This window comes from Polynucleobacter sp. MWH-Braz-FAM2G (assembly GCF_018687635.1).
Classification (GTDB): domain Bacteria; phylum Pseudomonadota; class Gammaproteobacteria; order Burkholderiales; family Burkholderiaceae; genus Polynucleobacter.
Genome location: NZ_CP061300.1, coordinates 1,474,355 through 1,494,209 on the forward strand (window position 1 = coordinate 1,474,355; position 19,855 = coordinate 1,494,209).

A 19,855-nucleotide genomic window follows, 5' to 3' on the forward strand; every position below is an offset into this window, starting at 1 on the left:
CGCATGGGATTTTGGTCTAAGCTCTCAGCAGGCATTGATTGCATAAACCAGTTTTTGGGGCGGGCAGCAAGCATCATGATTTTGCTGTCTTGCGTAGTGTCTGCAGGCAACGCGTTACTCCGCTACGGCTTAGACATCAGCAATAACTGGCCGCTAGAGCTTCAGTGGTACCTTTTTGCGGCTGCTGTTATGCTGGGCTCAGCATACACACTCAAACGTAACGAGCATGTCCGTGTCGACATCATCTACTCACATCTCTCTGATCGAGGACGTCTTTGGGTTGATCTCTTGGGTCTGATTTTCTTTTTGATGCCAGCATGCCTCTTATTTGCCTGGCTATCTTGGACTAGCCTGTTTTATCCTTCTTGGCTGGTGATGGAGCATTCACTGAACTCAGGTGGGCTAGCACGCTATCCAATTAAATTTGTAGTACCCTTCGGCTTTTTTATGCTCAGCCTACAAGGTCTTTCTGAAATCATTAAGCGCATCGGTGCCCTGAAAGGCAATCTTGTACTACCTGCCGAAGACCTGCAATACGAGAAGCCAATCCAATGATTCCATTAGAGTGGATGCCACCCTTAATGTTTGGTGGGCTGATTGTCTTCATGCTCATAGGCTTTCCTGTTGCCTTTTCTTTAATGGCTGCAGGTTTATTTTTTGCCGCCATTGCCATTAGCGAAGGTTTTTTTGGCATCCCTTTTTTGCAAGCTATCCCTCAGCGTATTTTTGGCGGAGTTCTAGCAAACGATCTCCTACTTGCCATTCCTTTCTTCACTTTTATGGGAGCAATTCTGGAGCGTTGCGGCCTAGCAGAAGAAATGCTCGATTCAATGGGGCAACTCTTTGGGCGTGTTCGTGGCGGCCTTGGTTACTCCGTCATCATTGTGGGATTCATTTTGGGAGCGATTACTGGCACTGTAGCAGCACAGGTGATCGCTATGGCAATGATTTCGCTACCGGTCATGATGCGCTATGGTTACAACATGCGCTACGCTACGGGCGTTTTAGCAGCCTCAGGAACCATTACACAGTTAGTGCCACCTTCTTTAGTGCTGATTGTTTTGGCCGATCAATTAAAAACACAAAGTGGTAGCGCTGATGTTGGCAGCATGTATCTAGGTGCATGGGGACCCTCTTTATTGCAAATCGCTCTGTTTGCTCTCTACACTTTTTTCTTAAGTCGCCTTCGCCCTGACTACCTGCCACCAGTACCCCTAAGCGATCTCACGCTGAGAGGTTGGGCGCTTTGGAGAAAGTGCCTTATGGGAATCATTCCCTCTGCAGTGCTGATATTTCTAGTACTGGGCACCATTATGACGGGCATAGCAACCCCAACAGAATCTGGCGCAATGGGGGCAATGGGGGCGCTATTACTCGCTTGGATACGACGCTCTATGATTCCTAATCTAAAAGGATTGGTGCAAGAAGCCTATCAAAACACAATGCGCATTACTGCGATGGTTGTCTTTATCTTAATTGGATCTACCTGCTTCTCAGTAGTTTTCCAAGGCGTAGATGGCGGATTTTGGGTGGAAGAACTTTTTTCAAATCTTCCTGGAGGGTGGATTGGCTTTTTGATTGTTGTTAATCTATTCGTCTTCTTCTTAGCCTTCTTCCTAGACTTTTTTGAAATCGCATTCATCGTTGTGCCAATGCTAGCGCCAGTAGCAGTAAAACTACTCTCACCAGTACTGTTGGACTCAATGAACGGCAATCCACAAGCAGCAGCTAGTGCCGCCTTAGTTTGGTTTGGAGTCATGCTCTGTGTGAATATGCAAACTTCATTTATGCATCCCCCATTTGGTTTTGCCCTCTTTTATCTTAGAGGCGTAGCACCCAAAGAAGTTAAGAGCAGCGATATCTACTGGGGTGCACTACCTTGGGTTGGTCTGCAATTAATCATGGTCGCCTTAGTGATGGCATTCCCTGCGATGGTAACTTCATTACTAGACAAACCTGCAGCAGTAGCTGAAAGTCAGGACTTCAATTTCACTAATGGCGATACAAACAAACCAGAGTCACCTTCAAGCAAGGCTGATGAAGATGCTCCCGTTACTTTTCAATTAGATAAGCCGGCTAAGTAAGAAATACATATTTACTAGTAGTGATAGCGACAGGCAATGATTACCAGCTGCTCTTTTTCAATTGCATAAACCAATCTATTAGCCTCATCAATTCTTCTAGACCAAAAACCAGAAAGAGTTTCTCTTAACTCCTCAGGTTTACCGATTCCATCTGTTGGATGTCTTAAGGCATCTTTAATCAACAGATTAATGCGTCTCAAGGTTTTTTTATCCTGTCCCTGCCAATAAATATAATCAGACCAAGCGGCATTCGTCCAAACTATCCTACTTAGCATCAAGCAAATCTTTTTCTTTAAATTGCCCTTTTCGATATTGAGCCAATGATTTCTCCAGATGTTTGACGTTGGCCGGGGATTTTAATAAATGGAAAGTCTCCATCATGCTGTTATAGGTATTCAAGGACATGACGACTGCATCCTCAGCATCTCTTCGAGAAATGATGGCCACGTCGCAATCTGCAACCACTTGATCAATGACTTGCTTGAATTGATTTCTAGCATCAGAAAAGTTAATCACGCGCATTATAGGATCCTACTTGTTCAATATATTGTACAAGTATAAAGCATATGCCCTTAGCAAATGACAAAAAAATACCCCGCAATAACGAGGTATTTATCAAGCGAAGAATGGATTAATTACAGCGTGATGTCAGGCTCTTGTCTAACGCAATCCACGTAATATTCGCTGCGACCATCAATACTCGTCTTGACGAGTCCATGAATATCCGTCTCAAATCCAGGGAATTTTTCATTAAAGTCTCTAGCAAAGTAGAGGTAATCAATGATGCGCTTATTAAAGCGCTCACCTGGGATGAGCAATGGAATGCCCGGAGGATATGGCGTAACCAACATCGCCGTTACACGACCTTCCAATTGATCTAAGGGCACGCGATCCACCTGTTTATGCGCCATCTTTGCCCATGCCTCAGAAGGCATCATGGCTGGAACCATATCTGAGGTATACATTTCAGTAGTCATACGAGCAACATCACGGCTCTTATAAAACTCATGAATTTGTTGACAGATATCTTTTAAACCAACACGTTCATAGCGAGGATGTTTTGCAACAAACTCTGGAAGCACCTTCCACAATGGCGCATTTTTATCAAAATGATCTTTGAACTGCTGCAATTCAGTTACAAGGGTATTCCAGCGACCTTTGGTAATGCCGATAGTGAACATAATGAAGAAGGAATACAAACCACACTTCTCTACGATCACCCCATGTTCAGCCAGATACTTGGTGACAATGCTGGCGGGGATGCCCATAGATCCAAAATTACCCTCAATATCCAAGCCAGGAGTAACTACTGTGGCCTTAATTGGATCCAGCATGTTGAAATCTTTAGCTAGTTTGCCAAAATCATGCCAAGCAGCAGATGGCTCCAAAATCCAATCCGAGCGTTCGCCAATACCCTCATCCGCCAAATGATCTGGACCCCATACCTTGAACCACCAATCTGCACCAAACTTGTCATCCACTTCACGCATCGCGCGGCGGAAATCCATTGCTTCAGCAATAGATTCCTCAACCAAGGTTGTACCACCAGGTGACTCCATCATGGCCGCAGAAACGTCGCATGAGGCAATAATGGCGTACTGTGGGCTAGTTGAGGTATGCATCAAATAGGCTTCGTTAAAGCAATCACGATCCAGCTTGGCGTCTTCAGCATCCTGAACCAATACTTGTGAGGCTTGAGACAAACCAGCCAATAACTTGTGCGTTGACTGAGTAGCAAACATCAAACTCTTTTTAGTGCGTTTACGGTCTGAACCAATTGCGTGCATATCCTTATAAAAAGGATGAAATGCAGCATGTGGCAACCATGCTTCATCAAAGTGCAATGAATCGACCTTGCCATCTAGCATCTCTTTAATCATCTCAACGTTGTAGACAATCCCGTCATAAGTACTTTGAGTCAAAGTCATGACGCGCGGCACCACGTTCTTATCTTTGATAAAGGGATTAGCATCAATTTTTTTCTTGATGTTTTCCCACTCAAACTCTTCTTTAGGAATCGGCCCAATAATGCCCAAATGATTACGGGTAGGCATCAAGAAAATCGGGATCGCACCCATCATTGTGATTGAATGGATCACAGACTTATGGCAATTACGATCAACTAAAACAACGTCGCCAGGAGCAACTGTTGAGTGCCAAACAATTTTGTTAGAAGTTGACGTGCCATTAGTCACAAAGAACAAATGATCGGCATTAAAAATACGGGCAGCATTGCGCTCGCTTTGCAGTACTGGGCCAGTGTGATCTAAAAGTTGCCCTAATTCTTCAACGGCATTACAAACGTCGGCGCGTAGCATATTTTCACCAAAGAATTGATGAAACATGCGTCCAACTGGACTCTTTAAGAATGCAACACCACCAGAATGACCTGGGCAGTGCCAAGAATAAGAACCTTCGGAAGCGTAATTAGTTAAGGCGCGGAAAAATGGGGGTGCCAAAGAATCTAAATAGACCTTGGCTTCACGAATAATATGACGTGCAACAAATTCTGGCGTGTCTTCATTCATATGAATAAAGCCATGCAACTCACGCAAGATGTCATTAGGCATGTGTCGAGATGTACGTGTCTCGCCATATAGGAAGATCGGAATATCTTCATTGCGCTTGCGCACTTCTGTAATAAAAGCACGTAAATTGTTGAGCGCAGGCAAGTCGTGATCTTCAGAATCAGAATCAAATTCTTCATCATCAATTGACACAATAAAAGTTGAAGCGCGAGACGCCTGTTGCGCAAAGGAGGTAAGGTCACCGTAACTAGTTAAACCAATGACTTCCATGCCTTCATTCTCAATAGCCTCAGCGAGATCGCGAATTCCAGATCCTGAAATATTCTCGGAGCGGAAATCTTCATCAATGATGATGATTGGGAAACGAAATTTCATAACTACCCCTCTACTTACTTATCCGATGAATACGGAATCCACTTATCAAAATTGGTTAAATCAATCTCTCGATCACCGTCTGGTAACGCTGTGACTATATCGACGAAGGTCGCATTTTGCTGCACATCTTTTGGCAAATACACATGGCGGGCATATACCTGATTTGCCAAACTCTCATGATAGCCAGTAAAAGTAATGAGCAAATGCCATTGACGTTCAATAGCGGACCGACCCAAATACTCTCGTAAGGCGCTATTCTCGTCAATGCTATGCATCGCAGTCCATGTCAAAGAAAACACAGGACTCTCAGAGCGATGTAAAGCCAATTCAACGGAGCGACGATAGCGTTCACCTTCTGAAGTCATGCTTTCAGCAATCAACCATAGACGCAACTGCGCCTCAACAATATGTGAACTTCGATCATTTGCTACACGAAACTTAAATGTCTGTACACCATCATGACTTCCCACAACAGCCACTTTGGAGAAGCGTATACCTGCTGTCGGACGTGTAAAGCGCGCAAAGGCTAAACCGGTAGTCAACGCAGAATAAACAATACCAAAGAACGCTTCGAAGGTCACAATCGCATTAGCCCAATGGCCAATTGGAGTCATGCGCCCATATCCAATTGTCGCCATTGTTTGGACGCTAAAGAAAAAGACGTCCAATAAAGAACCTGGCTGAGCGTGTGTAATGGCACCATCTCCACAAGCCAAATAGGCAACTGCAAATAAGAGATTAGTACTGAGATAAACAAATACTACTAGCAATAAAAAGCTAGTCCAACTAGTGCCTAAAAGCCAATGGTAAAAATTATTCTCGGGACGCGCTACTTCTGAGCGCGAAAGGGTAGCGCGATATTCATCTAAGTTAATCCGCGCTGGACGACGACTGAAATGGAATTTACGCACTGCCGTAATGGCTTAGGTCTTAGGCAGGGTAACGCCCCGCTGACCTTGATACTTACCACCTCGATCTTTGTATGATGTGCCACAAACTTCATCACTCTCAAAGAAGAGAACTTGCGCACAACCTTCACCAGCATAAATCTTGGCAGGTAGTGGAGTTGTGTTTGAAAACTCCAAAGTGACATAACCCTCCCACTCTGGCTCAAATGGAGTGACATTCACAATAATTCCACAACGGGCATAAGTGCTCTTACCAACGCAGACCGTTAACACGCTACGCGGGATCTTGAAGTACTCAACAGTTCGTGCCAAAGCAAATGAATTTGGAGGAATGATACAAACATCACCCTTGAAATCTACAAACGATTGTTCATCAAAATTCTTTGGATCAACAATAGTGCTGTTGATGTTCGTGAAGATCTTAAATTCATCTGCGCAACGAATGTCATAGCCATAGCTTGAGGTGCCATAACTTACGATTTTGTTGCCGGCAGCATCTTGGCGGATTTGCCCAGGCTCAAATGGGCTTATCATGCCTTGCTCGCCCATACGGCGGATCCAGTGGTCTGATTTAATAGTCATGGGCGAATTGTAAAACCTTCGCCCCAAACTGCCCATGAAATTATTGGGAGTTTTGGTTAAAAACGACCCTCTCAGGCGCGTTATAGATCTCGAAATGTTTTCCCGAGCAGCGGGAGAGGATGGTGAGATTGGTTTTACGAGCCAACTCCAGACCCATCAAGGTAACCCCCGAGCGGGTCAAAAGGAAAGGGATACCCATCTGCGCCCCTTTAATAACCATCTCAGAGGTCAAACGTCCAGTAGTAAAGAAAATCAATTCCTTGCCAGGTTTATTGGCCAGCCACATTAACCCAGAAATCGAGTCAACCGCATTGTGCCGACCCACATCCTCAATGAAATGCAAGAGACGCACCCCATCCCCGCCATCCCGCTCAAATACCGCGCAGGCGTGTACCGAGCCAGATTTCTTGTAAATCGTATCGTGCTTGCGAATAGAGTCGATCAGAGCCACGATAGCTTCTTGAGAAAGTAAGGGCCCCTCAGGTAGTCGAATCTCCGCCATCTCTTCAATCAGGCCGCCAAACATGGTTCCCTGACCGCAACCAGTTGTCACTACCCTTTTACTGGTCAAGGCATCAATATCTACAGTGCTTCGACGCGTTTTGACCGCGGCAGAATCGGTCTCCCAATCGACCTGAATGCTTTCGATATCATTAGGAGACTCTACCAGTCGCTGGTTACGTAAGTAGCCTAGAACCAGAGCCTCTGGGGCACTACCTAGAGTCATGAGTGTTACGACCTCACGCTTATCCAAATAGATGGTTAAAGGACGCTCCCCTGGAATATGGGTAACTTTTAGGCGCCCACACTCATCCATGACCTTGACCTCGTGCACCAATGGTACTGAGGCGCAAGACATCTGAATGGTCGGTTTTACTGCCATAAGCTATTCTCTAAGGTCTGATTTAACGGAAGTTTATCGGTATTTATTGGAACTTCTCAGTGCTTTACTTTAACCGCAGACTAAAATCAGTGCATATGCCAGCATAATTGTGTGCTGTAACTATCCAACCCTCTTATTAAGTCAGTATTACATGAGCAGCTCCCAACGTCGCCTTCTTGTCACTTCCGCCTTGCCGTATGCGAATGGTCAAATACATATTGGACATTTGGTCGAGTATGTACAAACGGATATTTGGGTTCGATACCAAAGGATGCGTGGTCATGAAGTCCACTACGTCGGTGCGGATGATACGCACGGCACTCCCATTATGTTGCGTGCTGAGAAAGAAGGGTTAACTCCCAAAGAGTTAATTGCCAATGTTTGGAAAGAGCACAAGCGGGATTTCGATAACTTCCTCATTTCATTTGATAACTACTACACCACTGATAGCCCTGAGAATGAAAAGTTAGCGCAAAACATTTATCTCAAATTACGGGATGCGGGATTGATTGAAAAACGATCCATTGAGCAAGCTTATGATCCCGTTAAAGAAATGTTTTTACCAGATCGCTTTATCAAGGGTGAATGCCCTAAGTGTGGTGCCAAAGATCAATATGGTGACAACTGTGAAAAATGTGGTGCGACTTACTCACCTACTGATCTGAAGAATCCATTTTCAGTAGTGAGCGGCGCAACTCCCATTAAAAAGATTTCTGATCACTACTTCTTTAAGCTATCTGATCCACGTTGTGAAGAGTTCTTACGCGATTGGACACAGGTAAAAACACCCTTGCAGCCCGAGGCTCGCAACAAGATGAAAGAATGGGTTGGTCAGCCAGGAGAAAGCAAGCTGGGTGACTGGGATATCTCCCGCGATGCCCCGTATTTCGGCTTTGAAATCCCAGATGCACCAGGCAAATATTTTTATGTATGGCTTGATGCGCCAATCGGCTACTACGCCAGCTTCCTTAATTATTGCCAGGCTAAAGGCCTTAATTTTGATGAGTGGGTTAAGCCAGACACAACCACCGAGCAATACCATTTCATCGGTAAAGATATCCTGTATTTCCACACATTATTTTGGCCGGCAACTTTGCAATTTGCTGGTTATCGCACACCAACCAATGTGTTTGCCCACGGGTTCTTAACGGTAGATGGCGAGAAAATGAGCAAATCTCGTGGCACCTTGATTTCAGCTAACAGCGTAATTGAGTGCGGCTTTAATCCTGAGTGGTTCCGTTATTACTTTGCAACAAAACTTAATGACAGCATGGAAGATTTAGATCTAAATCTTCAAGACTTTGTTGCGCGCGTCAACAGTGATTTATTAGGCAAGTACATCAATATTGCTAGCCGTAGTGCTGGTTTCCTAGTAAAACGTTTCGATGGCGTTATTTCCGATGAAGCAATGGACAATCCATTGCTTAAAGAAATTGCCGCAGCTAGCGAAAAAATTGCCGAGCTTTATGAGGGTCGCGAATATGCCAAAGCCCTGCGCACCGTGATGGAACTTGCTGACAAAGTGAATAGTTTTGTTGATGAAAATAAACCTTGGGAAATCGCCAAAAATCCAGAGCGCGAAGCTGATTTACAGCGCATCTGCAGCGTCACTCTCGAGGCATTCCGAATGCTCAGCCTGTATCTAAAACCCGTTATTCCTCAAGTAGCGGCTGGAGTAGAACAATTTTTATCTTTAGAGCCCTTGTCTTGGGGTGATATCAACACCCCACTGTCTGGCAAGAACCCTATTAAGCCCTACAAGCATCTGATGACGCGAGTAGAGGCTCCGCAAATTGAGGCTTTGCTGGCAGCAAACTTGTAAAAAGCCTCCTAAAAAGCACCTATAATGGCACTTGTAGTCCATTGATAACTTTTCGAGTTAATTTCATAAGTTATTGAATTTATTGAGTATTTTAGGAAATGTCATGGCAAGATATCAATCTGAATTCACCCAGTTCTTAAATGAACTCAAATCGGAAAAACCACATCTCGAGGCAGATCAGCAAGCGGGTCGAGCCCTCCTTTGGGACAAAGAACCATTGAGCGCCGAAGACCAACGTCGCGCCAAAGCTGCAAAATTGAAGCAACGCGCTTACGTCTATTCGAATGACTAATTCAGGCAATTCGTCTGGATCTGAGCCGAGCGCTCAGCCGTTATCAGATTTATTAGATAGCACCCCATCGGTTACGGATGGCATGTCTGAGGCGTTCGCCAAACTGTATGGCGAACCACTTTTTAAGCTCCCTACTGACTTATATATTCCACCAGATGCATTAGAAGTTTTTCTAGAGGCATTTGAAGGGCCACTAGACCTTCTGCTCTATTTAATTCGTAAGCAAAACTTCAATGTGCTGGATATTCCAATGGCACAGGTAACCCAGCAGTACCTGAGTTACATTGATCAAATTCGTCATCACAATCTTGAACTTGCTGCTGAGTATTTACTCATGGCAGCCATGTTGATTGAAATTAAGTCACGCATGCTTCTGCCGATGAAGAAAGCGGACAGCGAAGAAGAGGTTGAAGATCCTCGCGCAGAATTAGTACGCCGCCTCTTAGAGTACGAGCGCATGAAACTTGCCGCTCAAGAGTTGGATCAAATACCGCAACAGGGACGTGATTTCCAGGTAGCACATGGCTTTGTAGATACGACTGTGGCTATTACTTGGCCGGAAGTAAATGTCGATGACCTTCAAATGGCATGGCGTGATGTTTTGCATCGTGCAAAACTCAATCAGCACCACACTATTACACGCGAAGAATTGTCCGTAAGAGACTTTATGACACGCATCCTGCGACGCCTTCAAAGCACGCGCTTTGTAGAGTTTGGCGAACTATTCGAAGATGCGATTAAGTCTGGCAAAGGTGTTGCTGTGGTCATCGTAAACTTTATTGCAATGCTTGAACTCTCACGCGAGGCCTTAGTGGAAATCACTCAAGCTGAGCCTTATGCGCCAATTTATGTGCGCCTCGCCTATACCCCTGTTGCATGAAAATCATTAGCGATATCCAAGAACTACGTGACCACTTACGCGGTCAAAATCGAGCATCATTCGTGCCGACGATGGGCAATCTTCATGAGGGCCACTTATCGCTCATGAGACTTGCTAGACAGCATGGTGATCCAGTTGTAGCAAGTATCTTCGTGAATCGCTTGCAGTTTGGGCCTAATGAAGATTTTGATAGCTACCCCCGCACGATGCAGGCCGATATTGATAAGCTTGAAAAAGAAGGGGTGTATATCCTGTTTGCACCCACAGAACGAGATCTCTATCCACAACCGCAAGAATATCGTGTAGACCCCCCACAACAATTGGGCGATATCCTTGAAGGAGAATTCCGTCCCGGATTCTTTAAAGGGGTTTGTACAGTTGTGCTGAAACTGTTTTCTTGTGTGCAACCCAAGGTTGCTGTATTCGGTAAAAAAGATTATCAACAGTTGATGATTATTCGTCAGATGGCCAAGCAATTTGCTCTACCTGTTGAAATCATTCCAGGCGAAACGATTCGTGCGGACGATGGTCTTGCCCTCTCTTCGCGCAATGGCTACCTGTCTGTTGCTGAGCGCGCTGAAGCGCCTGAGCTGCAAAAGACTTTAAAAGATGTTCGTGAACGCGTTCTACAACTCAAAGAACGAAATCATCAATCCATTCAAGAAATCGAGAATGCAGCGATTGCTGCGCTTGCAAAGCGTGGCTGGGAGCCCGACTATATCGCCATTCGCCAGCAGAGTGACTTAGCCCCTGCATCCAACGAACAATTACAAGCCGGTGAGCCGCTGGTTATCTTGACAGCTGCCAAGCTCGGTAAAACACGTCTAATCGATAATCTCGAGATTTAATTCACGCCCGAAGTTTAATAACCAATTGTGTAGGTAGCGAGCGCCGTAGTAGTGTTTGTGGCAATGAATGGCTGCTGCTGCCAGAGCACATTAAAGCCTAAACGCTCCCGCTTGTTGATGTCATAGAACAAACCAGCAGAAGCTGCAGCCATCGTATTCACATTGCCAGGCATTGCTACACTAAAATTTTCTAATCCAACAATCGAACTAGTAACTTGGTAGTTGTTCATAGAATATTTAAGATTTTGCTGAACACCAACTGATGCAGTTCCAGTTAAGTTCTCAGATAGCCCTACACGAAAACCAATTCCCCCGATTGCTGAGAAAGTGTTTTGCGTTAACGAATTGTATGAAAGCGGTAATGTCACATTGGCATTACTGCCTTCTGTGTACCCGCCATTATTCAGATGGGTATAACGCAGTCCAACATAAGGCACCACTGAAACCGAATTACTTATTGGTTGGTGATAATTGGTCGTTAACTGATAGCCTTGACCATTAAATGAAGTTGAACCAGAACCAGCTTCTGTATTTTGTAATTGCTGACGCGTAATAGTCAGCGTACTATTCGAAGCAACACCCGAGGCTTGAACCCCCCACCCGGTTTCATCTGGGTTCATATACCACTTAGCAAATAGCCCCCACATCGGGCTATTGTTGCTTTGACTAAAACCAGACGGTGTTGCAACGCTAATGGTTTGGTCGGCAAATGCGCCAAAGCGAAAATTCGGTGAAGGCTTATAACCCAAGACCAATAGAGCAGCTTGTTGATTGGCTGATGGTGATGGCCCTGAATAGGTATAACGTCCACCAACACTTACGCAGATATTATTTTTATCGTAAACACGACAGTCGTACATCAAAGCTGCTTGATATGCTGCAACTTGCTGGTTATAGATGCTTGATAAACCAGAGGCATTAATCTGAACAGAATGAACAGTATTGACGTTATCCACCTCTAAAAATGGGGTATCAAGATACAAAAATACATCATTACCGTCATAACCCAAGCGATACTTTGATGTAGCTTCATCAAAGTTATTTGTAAAGCTAGAAAATCTACCAGTTAATCCTCCCTGAGCATTAATCAAGGTATAGCGCCCTGCGGAATAGTATCCAGGAGCAGCATTGACATAGAGTGAACCAGCAATACTAGCAGTCGTTCCAATCAACAACTTTTCATTATTTGCAGTTGTAAATCCCAACTTAAGTGTGCCGCCACTAGATTGGGTATAACTCCCTACTAAATTGGTATTAGTAGTTTTTTGCTGTAAATCAAAGGTTCCGTTATTAGCAACTGATGCTGAATTCGCAATCGTTCCTGAATCCGCCAAGGCAAGTGTGCCGCCACTATTGATCGTGGTAGAACCCGTGTATATATTGGCACCACTGAATGTCACAATACCTGAGCCATCTACTGCAAGCGCACCCGTACCACTCATTACTCCTGCATAGGTGCCATCAAAAGCCTGATTGAAGTTCACGCTTGAATTATTTAGTACATTACCCTGAATACTTGTTGTAGTTCCCACCAAAGTTCCAGAAGAAACGGTTGTACCCCCGCTGTAAGTATTAGCACCTGACAATGTGAGAACACCAGAACCAGTCATGGATACACTACCAGCTCCAGAAATAACTCCTGAATAACTGCCACTACCGCTATCAGTAAATACGATAGCTCCATTATTAGTTAAACCCGTCGAACCACTTGCTGTTGAGCCTGGAATCGCCAATGCATTTCCTTGTAGGGTGGCACCCGAACTGATCAATGTGCTACCGCCATACCCGCTATTGTCACCCTGCAAAGTTAAAGTGCCAGCTTGTACACTTACCGAAGCCAATCTAGAGATAGCTGTCAACGGATTAGCAAGAGTCCATGTACCTGAATCTAATTTATTTAAGGTCTGAAAATTAGATGTTGTGTTACTAAAAGTGCTGGATCCCGAACCAGCCAATTGCAATGTATTAGTGCCGCCCCCGCCATTGATTGAACCGGTAATAGACGAGCCCGTGTAAAGAGTTACATTATTTGTTCCAGTAGCGAAGGATAGATTTCCAGATACGGTTCCCCAGTTATTGAAATTCACACTGCCATTTCCGGAAGCTCCAATCGCTTGGCCACCCGTACCCGCTTGAATCAGACCACCAGCAAGGTTGTTTACCGTATTTAATGAACCAGCTCCTGTTGAATTTTGAAACCAAATCGCTGTACCAGTTCGGGATTTAATTGTTCCAGAGTTATTAATAGTATTACCAGTTCCAGTGGGGTTAATCGCCTCAGAGGAAGAGGCATTGCCATCTGCATTCACAGTGGCACCACTTTGAATGGTGATGGTGTTATTCGAATTAAATTCAATGGTGTTATTGCCAGCATTGATTGGAGGCACGCCTGTGCCACCTATAGCGTAATTAACAACAGTTGCTCCGGCTCCAATTAAAAGAGTGCCACCATTACGAAAATAGATTGCCGAATTATCTACAGCAGCACCACTGTTTGGCGCAGACACGGTTGCATTGTTGCCTATCGTGATATTGGCGTTATCAAGCAAATTAATTGTTGCTGTATTAGGGCCAAAAATTGTAGAGTTAAGTCCAATTGAAGTATTTGGGTCCGTTGTAACCGTAATACCACTCTGCGTTGGCGCACCTGTAGCCAGGCTGGTTGTGGCGCCAATGCGTCCAGAATATGCAGCTCCAGTTCCGGTACATGTAACTGTAGTGCCAGTAATTGTTCCAGTAGCAGGATCAACATTTGAACAGGTGGTTTGCGCACTCGCTAAGGGCGCTAACAAGAACAGAACGCCCATTATGAATAAGCGAGATGCGATTGTTTTCATTGCAAATATATTTAAATTGCTATTTAAAGGAATTTAATTATATTTAATGCGTATAAACTTTAAATAGAATTTAATACTAATACTAGTATCTTTCTACTAGTATTTTTAAGAGAAGATTATTGCAATTAAACGAGATCCTGCCTTACTAAGAGTCTTTCAATAGCAAAATTAAAGTGCGAAGGACTGCCCTACTTCTAGGCTTAACTCCTTTGCCAACTCTGCACCAGAAACCTTGCCAGCGGCACCTTTGGCTTTGAGCACCTCAATTTGTCCACCATGACAGGCAACAAAAAAAGAATCCAAAGTGATTTGAGTGATCTCTCCAGGCTTACCTTCAACAGCACTAAATGTTGCAGCTACATGCTTGTGGCAATCATAAATTTGGACCTTTTGCTCGCCAAACTTAGTCCAAGCTCCTGGCGCAGGATTACATGCACGAATGAGGTTATAGATTTGACTAATATGGCTTGCCCAATGAATCTGTGCAGCGCTTGCATCAAACCACCCTTCATAATTTGCTTTTGATTCATCTTGAACCAATTCTTGATGCTTACCGGCCACTACCAAATCAGCGGCCTCCATCAGCGCTTTAATGCCTATTGGAAAGAGATGATCAAAGTAGATTTTGCCGAGCGTATCGTTTGGACCAATCGGCACTTCCTTTTGCAAAATTACTTCACCTTCGTCCAAGCCATCTGAAGGGCGGAAGATTGTTAAACCGGTTTTCTCTTCACCCAATGCAATCGCCCAATTAATGGCGCTTGGCCCACGATACTTGGGCAACAAGGATGGGTGATATTGAATCGTTCCATGTTTCGGAATCTTCACCAGCTCTTGCGGCACAAACTGAACAACATAAGCCATCACACAGATATCTGCGTTGCTATCAATCATGGCTTGAGCAGCGTCAGGACCTTTTAATGATGCAAATTGCAAGGGGTTTAATCCCCTTGCTAGCGCAGCCTCTTTTAAGACTTCAGGTTTACTTGATTTGGGATTATCTGGCGGACAAAAAACAGCAACTATTTCATCGCCTCGGTCTAAAAAAGCCTCTAAAGCAGCTTTACCAAAATCCGCACTCCCAATCAAAGCAATCCGCATCTTAGATTACCTTATCGTGACGTAAGGCAATTAAATCGTCAGTGGTGTAACCCAACTCATGAAGAATCTCATCAGTGTGCTCACCCAGTAATGGTGAACGCGTCACTTCTGTTGGGCTATCTGACATCTTGATTGGATTGCCAACAGTGAGGTACTTGCCACGAATCGGATGATCCACTTCAACTACAGTACCAGTCGCGCGCAATGCAGGCTCTTCAGCAATCTCTTTCATAGACAAAATAGGACCGCATGGGATGTCGTATTTATTTAATACATCCATGACCTCAAACTTAGTCATGGTCATCGTCCATTTTTCAATCTCGCCGAAAATTTCCATCAAGTGGGGTAAGCGTGCCATTGGTGATGCAAAACGCACATCAGTAATCCAATCTTCACGACCAATAACTTTACATACAGCCTCCCAAACTGGAGCCTGAACAATCACATACATGTAAGCATTTGGGTCAGTTTCCCAGCCTTTGCATTTCACGATCCAACCAGGTTGGCCACCACCAGAGGCATTGCCAGCGCGAGGCACAGAATCACCAAACTCACCATTAGGAAACTGTGGATACTCTTGCATCAAGCCATTGCGCTCTAAGCGTTGTTGGTCACGTAATTTCACGCGGCACAAGTTCAACACTGCATCTTGCATCGCTGCTAATACTTTTTGACCGCGACCAGAGTGAGTGCGTTGATAAAGCGCTGTAACAATACCTAACGCCAAATGCAAACCAGTACCACTGTCGCCAATTTGTGCGCCAGTCACCATCGGAGGGCCGTCATCAAAACCAGTAGTAGATGCAGAGCCACCAGCACACTGCGCTACGTTTTCATATACTTTGCAATCTTCATATGGTCCAGGTCCAAATCCTTTTACTGAAGCCATGATCATCATTGGGTTGAGCTCTTGAATACGCTCCCAAGAAAATCCCATACGATCGAGTGCGCCTGGTGCAAAGTTTTCAACTAAAACGTCACACTCTTTAATCAAACGCTCCAGAATTTCTTTACCCTTTTGGGTTTTGGTATTGACGGTAATTGAACGCTTATTGTGATTCAACATTGTGAAATACAAACTGTCCGCATCAGGGATGTCGCGCAATTGACCGCGAGTTGCATCACCTTCACCTGATTTTTCTACTTTGATTACATCCGCACCGAACCAAGCCAGTAACTGTGTACAGGTTGGTCCCGATTGAACGTGCGTAAAGTCGAGGATTTTGACCCCTTCTAGTGCTTTTGCCATGGTTTAAGTCCTAATAAGAATGAAAATTTTGAATTAAGGCAATTTTACCAGCGAGAAATAAGGGAATTTGAAGTTCGCCCAATTATTGGGCACAAAACCCATCTAAGCCTTACAAAAGCTATATGAGATCGAAACAGAGGGATTTCAAGGTCCTATATGGGACTTAGAAGACTTGCATTGCGAGAGATTACCTCATTAGGAGGACATAAAAAAGGCGCCCACAAGGGGCGCCTTAAGATAACTACAAACAACCGCTTATTGCGGAATCTTGGTTTTATTAAACTGCTTTTGCTGCATGCAACTTAGCAATATCTTCAGCGTTGTAACCAAGGTCGGCCAACACTTCATCAGTATGCTCTCCCAATACAGGAGATGGCTTCACATCGATTTGCAAATCAGAGAACTTGATTGGGCTACCGATAGTCAAATACTTACCGCGTACTTTGTGGTCAACTTCAACGATCGAACCACTCTTACGCAAGTCTGGAGATGCAGCCAATTCTTTCATGGAGAGAACTGGGGCACATGGAATATCAAACTTACGGAGGATATCCACCGCTTCGTATTTAGTCTTATCTTTGAGCCAATCTTCAATTGTTGCGAAGATGTCAAAAATCTTATCTTGACGCGCTTCGGCAGTCATGTAAGCAGGATCAGTTGCCCACTCTGGTTTACCCAAAGCCTTAGTAATTGGCTCCCAAGCGTGACCTTGAATAGTGAAGTAGATGTATGCGTTTGGATCTGTTTCCCAACCCTTACACTTCAAAACCCAACCTGGCTGACCGCCACCACCAGCGTTACCGCCACGTGGAACTACATCAGAGAATGAACCATGTGGATATTGTGGGTACTCTTCCAAGTAACCAACTTTGTCCAAACGTTGTTGGTCGCGTAACTTCACACGGCACAAATTCAATACAGCGTCTTGCATTGAGCAAGATACTTTTTGACCGCGGCCAGTTTTTTCACGCTGCATCAAAGCAGTCAAAATACCGATTGCCAAGTGCATACCAGTATTGGAGTCGCCCAAAGCAGCTGCAGAAACTGTAGGAGGACCATCCCAGAAACCAGTTGTAGAAGCGGCGCCACCAGCACACTGAGCAACGTTCTCATACACTTTCAAATCTTCGTATGAGTGACCATCGCTAAAACCTTTTACAGAAGCCATGATCATTCTTGGATTCAATTCTTGAATACGCTTCCAAGAGAATCCCATGCGATCTAAAGCACCTGGGCCAAAGTTCTCAACCATGACATCAGAAGTCTTGATCATCTTCTCTAATACTTCTTTACCTTCGGCAGTCTTAGTATCCAAAGTCAAAGAACGCTTGTTACCATTCAACATAGTGAAGTACAAAGCATCAGCGCCTGGAATATCGCGCAACTGGCTACGAGTCACGTCACCAGCACCTGGGCGCTCTACTTTAATCACGTCAGCGCCATACCAAGCTAACAACTGAGTACATGCAGGACCTGCTTGTACGTGAGTGAAGTCAATAATACGAATGCCATCTAATGGTTTAGTCATGTTTGTTTCTCCTTAAGTCTTTCTTGTTTGCTTCTAAATTAATTTGGGATTACTTCTTAGCAGCTGCAGTGGATGGGTTCAAGTTTGTTAAACGCCCACTTTCAGTACCTGCGGTTTCATCAATAACAGCATTGATGAGAGCTGGTTTACCGGCAGCAATTGCTTCTGTTAACGCTGCTTCTAATTCTGCTGGAGTGGTTACGTAGTAACCAACACCACCAAATGCTTCAATCATCTTGTCATAGCGCGCGTCTTTAACAAACACGGTTGGTGCAACATCAGGACCACCAGTTGGGTTTTGATCAGTACCGCGATAAACGCCATTGTTATTAAATACAACCGTTGTGATTGGAAGCTTGTAACGACAAACTGTTTCCAATTCCATGCCGCTAAAACCAAATGCGCTATCGCCCTCAACTGCTACGGTTGGCAAACCACTAGTTACCGCTGCACCAATTGCATAACCCATTCCGATACCCATAATGCCCCAAGTACCCGAGTCAAAACGTTTACGTGGCTTGTACATATCAACAATCGCACGGCAATAGTCAAGCGTATTAGCACCTTCGTTTACTAAATTCACATCTGGGTTCTTCTTGATCACATCACGAATCACACGCAATGCGCCATGGAAGTTCATTGGGTTAGCTTCCTTGGCCAATGTCTCAGCCATCTTGGCGGTGTTCTTATCTTTCTTCTCAGTAATTGCAGCGATCCATTCAGCGCTTGGCTTAGGAACGGCAGCAATCCCTTTCAAAAGTTCACCAACACAAGAACCAATATCACCAATCAATGGAGCAGCGATTTGTACGTTGCTATCCACTTCATTTGCTTGAATGTCGATTTGGATAAATTTCTTCGGATCTTTACCCCAAGTTTTACCTTTGCCGTGCGCAAGCAACCAATTCAAACGTGCGCCAACTAACAACACTGCATCAGCCTCAGCCAATACAAATGAACGGGCTGCGGATGCAGACTGCGGATGATTGTCTGGCAATAAGCCTTTGGCCATTGACATAGGCAGGTAAGGAATTCCAGACTTTTCAATCAAATCACGAATCTCTTGATCTGCTTGTGCATAAGCAGCACCTTTACCCAAAAGAATCAGTGGGCGCTTTGCACCCTTGAGCACATCTAATGCACGAGCAACTGCATCAGCTGCTGGGATTTGACGTGGAACTGGATCAATTACCTTGAAAATTGATTTCTTAGCCTCTTCTACAGGCATTGTTTGGCTGAGTAATTGGGCTGGTAAATCTAAATACACACCGCCAGGACGACCAGATACTGCAGCACGAATGGCGCGTGCAAAACCAATACCGATATCTTCTATGTGATTAATACGATAAGCAGCTTTGCAATATGGCTTAGCAGCGTTAAGCTGATCCATCTCTTCGTAGTCACCCTGTTGCAAGTCAACGATTTCACGTTCGCTTGAACCAGAAATCAAAATCATTGGGAAACAGTTAACAGTTGCGTTAGCAAGGGCTGTTAAACCATTCAAGAATCCAGGCGCGGAAACTGTCATGCAGATACCCGGCTTTTGCGTCATGTAGCCAGCAATCGCCGCAGCATTACCAGCATGTTGCTCATGGCGGAACCCAATAAAACGCATACCCTCTGCTTGCGCTAGGCGGCATAAGTCTGTAATTGGAATACCAACCAAGCCGAAAATGGTGTTGAGGTCATTGGCTTTCAAAGCGTCAATGACGAGATGGAAGCCATCTGTAAGTTGGGTGTTTTGGTTATCTGTTGTCATAGAAGTTTTTTTAAAATTGCGGGTCTGCCCTGAATGGGTTGTTGCAATTTAGCTTTCGCTAACGTCTCCAATTTAGTTATTAATCGCACAACGGGTATTTATCCCGTTTAGGCTGAAATGAATATTAGGCTTGGGGAGGGGGTTCATCATTGACTTCGGTCAATTTCCCCCCTAATTCC

17 protein-coding genes are annotated in these 19,855 nt (G+C 44.6%); 6 read left to right on the plus strand and 11 right to left on the minus strand.

The window, feature by feature from the left end; genetic code table 11:
* Positions 1–3: 3 nt before the first annotated feature.
* Together FD973_RS07460 and FD973_RS07465 are read left to right on the plus strand one after the other, a co-directional pair.
* A complete protein-coding gene (locus FD973_RS07460) occupies positions 4–555 on the plus strand; it encodes a TRAP transporter small permease subunit (RefSeq protein ID WP_215322724.1) in 552 nt (183 codons plus the stop codon).
* Entirely contained in the window at positions 552–2,084 is a 1,533-nt protein-coding gene (locus FD973_RS07465; protein ID WP_215322725.1) for a TRAP transporter large permease subunit, read from the plus strand. The genes FD973_RS07460 and FD973_RS07465 overlap by 4 nt, the downstream gene beginning before the upstream one ends.
* Before the next feature lie 14 nt (positions 2,085–2,098).
* Here the strand turns inward: FD973_RS07465 and FD973_RS07470 are convergent, their stop codons facing one another.
* From FD973_RS07470 to FD973_RS07495, 6 genes are all read right to left on the minus strand, one after another.
* A complete protein-coding gene (locus FD973_RS07470) occupies positions 2,099–2,359 on the minus strand; it encodes a Txe/YoeB family addiction module toxin (protein WP_215322726.1) in 261 nt (86 codons plus the stop codon).
* Positions 2,349–2,606, minus strand: a complete 258-nt coding sequence (locus FD973_RS07475; RefSeq protein ID WP_215322727.1) for a type II toxin-antitoxin system Phd/YefM family antitoxin — start codon at positions 2,604–2,606, stop codon at positions 2,349–2,351. Before FD973_RS07475 ends, FD973_RS07470 begins: the two co-directional genes overlap by 11 nt.
* Positions 2,607–2,719: 113 nt before the next feature.
* Positions 2,720–4,987, minus strand: coding sequence for an arginine/lysine/ornithine decarboxylase (locus tag FD973_RS07480; protein WP_215322728.1), 2,268 nt, complete (start codon positions 4,985–4,987; stop codon positions 2,720–2,722).
* Positions 4,988–5,001: 14 nt separating this feature from the next.
* Entirely contained in the window at positions 5,002–5,898 is an 897-nt protein-coding gene (locus FD973_RS07485; protein ID WP_215322729.1) for an ion channel, read from the minus strand.
* Positions 5,899–5,910: 12 nt separating this feature from the next.
* On the minus strand, positions 5,911–6,477 hold the full coding sequence (gene dcd / locus FD973_RS07490; protein WP_068948880.1) for a dCTP deaminase: 567 nt from the start codon (positions 6,475–6,477) through the stop codon (positions 5,911–5,913).
* Between the two features lie 40 nt (positions 6,478–6,517).
* A complete protein-coding gene (locus FD973_RS07495; protein WP_215322730.1) occupies positions 6,518–7,360 on the minus strand; it encodes a formate dehydrogenase accessory sulfurtransferase FdhD in 843 nt (280 codons plus the stop codon).
* A 151-nt stretch (positions 7,361–7,511) separates the two neighbouring features.
* Here FD973_RS07495 and metG point away from each other — a divergent pair, with 151 nt between their 5' ends.
* From metG to panC, 4 genes are all read left to right on the plus strand, one after another.
* Complete coding sequence (gene metG, locus FD973_RS07500; protein ID WP_215322731.1) at positions 7,512–9,182, plus strand: methionine--tRNA ligase; 1,671 nt, start codon at positions 7,512–7,514, stop codon at positions 9,180–9,182.
* A 103-nt stretch (positions 9,183–9,285) separates the two neighbouring features.
* Positions 9,286–9,474, plus strand: coding sequence for a DUF3460 family protein (locus FD973_RS07505; RefSeq protein ID WP_215322732.1), 189 nt, complete (start codon positions 9,286–9,288; stop codon positions 9,472–9,474).
* Positions 9,467–10,354, plus strand: a complete 888-nt coding sequence (locus FD973_RS07510; protein ID WP_215322733.1) for a ScpA family protein — start codon at positions 9,467–9,469, stop codon at positions 10,352–10,354. Before FD973_RS07505 ends, FD973_RS07510 begins: the two co-directional genes overlap by 8 nt.
* Positions 10,351–11,202 carry a pantoate--beta-alanine ligase gene (panC, locus tag FD973_RS07515; protein WP_215322734.1) on the plus strand — a complete coding sequence of 284 codons (852 nt, stop codon included), beginning with the start codon at positions 10,351–10,353 and terminating at the stop codon, positions 11,200–11,202. Before FD973_RS07510 ends, panC begins: the two co-directional genes overlap by 4 nt.
* A 14-nt stretch (positions 11,203–11,216) precedes the next feature.
* Here panC and FD973_RS07520 read toward each other — a convergent pair whose 3' ends face one another.
* From FD973_RS07520 to oxc, 5 genes are all read right to left on the minus strand, one after another.
* Entirely contained in the window at positions 11,217–14,039 is a 2,823-nt protein-coding gene (locus tag FD973_RS07520) for an autotransporter-associated beta strand repeat-containing protein (protein WP_215322735.1), read from the minus strand.
* A gap of 168 nt (positions 14,040–14,207) precedes the next feature.
* On the minus strand, positions 14,208–15,140 hold the full coding sequence (locus FD973_RS07525; RefSeq protein ID WP_215322736.1) for a methionyl-tRNA formyltransferase: 933 nt from the start codon (positions 15,138–15,140) through the stop codon (positions 14,208–14,210).
* Position 15,141: 1 nt separating this feature from the next.
* Positions 15,142–16,389 (minus strand): formyl-CoA transferase, encoded by a 1,248-nt coding sequence (gene frc, locus FD973_RS07530; protein ID WP_215322737.1) that lies wholly within the window; start codon positions 16,387–16,389, stop codon positions 15,142–15,144.
* A gap of 277 nt (positions 16,390–16,666) precedes the next feature.
* Positions 16,667–17,917 (minus strand): formyl-CoA transferase, encoded by a 1,251-nt coding sequence (gene frc / locus FD973_RS07535; protein ID WP_215322738.1) that lies wholly within the window; start codon positions 17,915–17,917, stop codon positions 16,667–16,669.
* Positions 17,918–17,966: 49 nt separating this feature from the next.
* Positions 17,967–19,676 (minus strand): oxalyl-CoA decarboxylase, encoded by a 1,710-nt coding sequence (oxc, locus tag FD973_RS07540; RefSeq protein ID WP_215322739.1) that lies wholly within the window; start codon positions 19,674–19,676, stop codon positions 17,967–17,969.
* Between the last annotated feature and the right edge of the window lie 179 nt (positions 19,677–19,855).

Coding starts and splice junctions, on each gene's coding strand:
- frc (WP_215322737.1), bottom strand. CDS start 16,389: ATGGCAAAAGCACTAGAAGGGGTCAAAATCCTCGACTTTACGCACGTT.
- FD973_RS07480 (WP_215322728.1), bottom strand. CDS start 4,987: ATGAAATTTCGTTTCCCAATCATCATCATTGATGAAGATTTCCGCTCC.
- FD973_RS07470 (WP_215322726.1), bottom strand. CDS start 2,359: ATGCTAAGTAGGATAGTTTGGACGAATGCCGCTTGGTCTGATTATATT.
- dcd (WP_068948880.1), bottom strand. CDS start 6,477: ATGACTATTAAATCAGACCACTGGATCCGCCGTATGGGCGAGCAAGGC.
- frc (WP_215322738.1), bottom strand. CDS start 17,917: ATGACTAAACCATTAGATGGCATTCGTATTATTGACTTCACTCACGTA.
- FD973_RS07495 (WP_215322730.1), bottom strand. CDS start 7,360: ATGGCAGTAAAACCGACCATTCAGATGTCTTGCGCCTCAGTACCATTG.
- metG (WP_215322731.1), top strand. CDS start 7,512: ATGAGCAGCTCCCAACGTCGCCTTCTTGTCACTTCCGCCTTGCCGTAT.
- FD973_RS07465 (WP_215322725.1), top strand. CDS start 552: ATGATTCCATTAGAGTGGATGCCACCCTTAATGTTTGGTGGGCTGATT.
- FD973_RS07525 (WP_215322736.1), bottom strand. CDS start 15,140: ATGCGGATTGCTTTGATTGGGAGTGCGGATTTTGGTAAAGCTGCTTTA.
- FD973_RS07505 (WP_215322732.1), top strand. CDS start 9,286: ATGGCAAGATATCAATCTGAATTCACCCAGTTCTTAAATGAACTCAAA.
- FD973_RS07510 (WP_215322733.1), top strand. CDS start 9,467: ATGACTAATTCAGGCAATTCGTCTGGATCTGAGCCGAGCGCTCAGCCG.
- oxc (WP_215322739.1), bottom strand. CDS start 19,676: ATGACAACAGATAACCAAAACACCCAACTTACAGATGGCTTCCATCTC.
- FD973_RS07460 (WP_215322724.1), top strand. CDS start 4: ATGGGATTTTGGTCTAAGCTCTCAGCAGGCATTGATTGCATAAACCAG.
- FD973_RS07475 (WP_215322727.1), bottom strand. CDS start 2,606: ATGCGCGTGATTAACTTTTCTGATGCTAGAAATCAATTCAAGCAAGTC.
- panC (WP_215322734.1), top strand. CDS start 10,351: ATGAAAATCATTAGCGATATCCAAGAACTACGTGACCACTTACGCGGT.
- FD973_RS07520 (WP_215322735.1), bottom strand. CDS start 14,039: ATGAAAACAATCGCATCTCGCTTATTCATAATGGGCGTTCTGTTCTTG.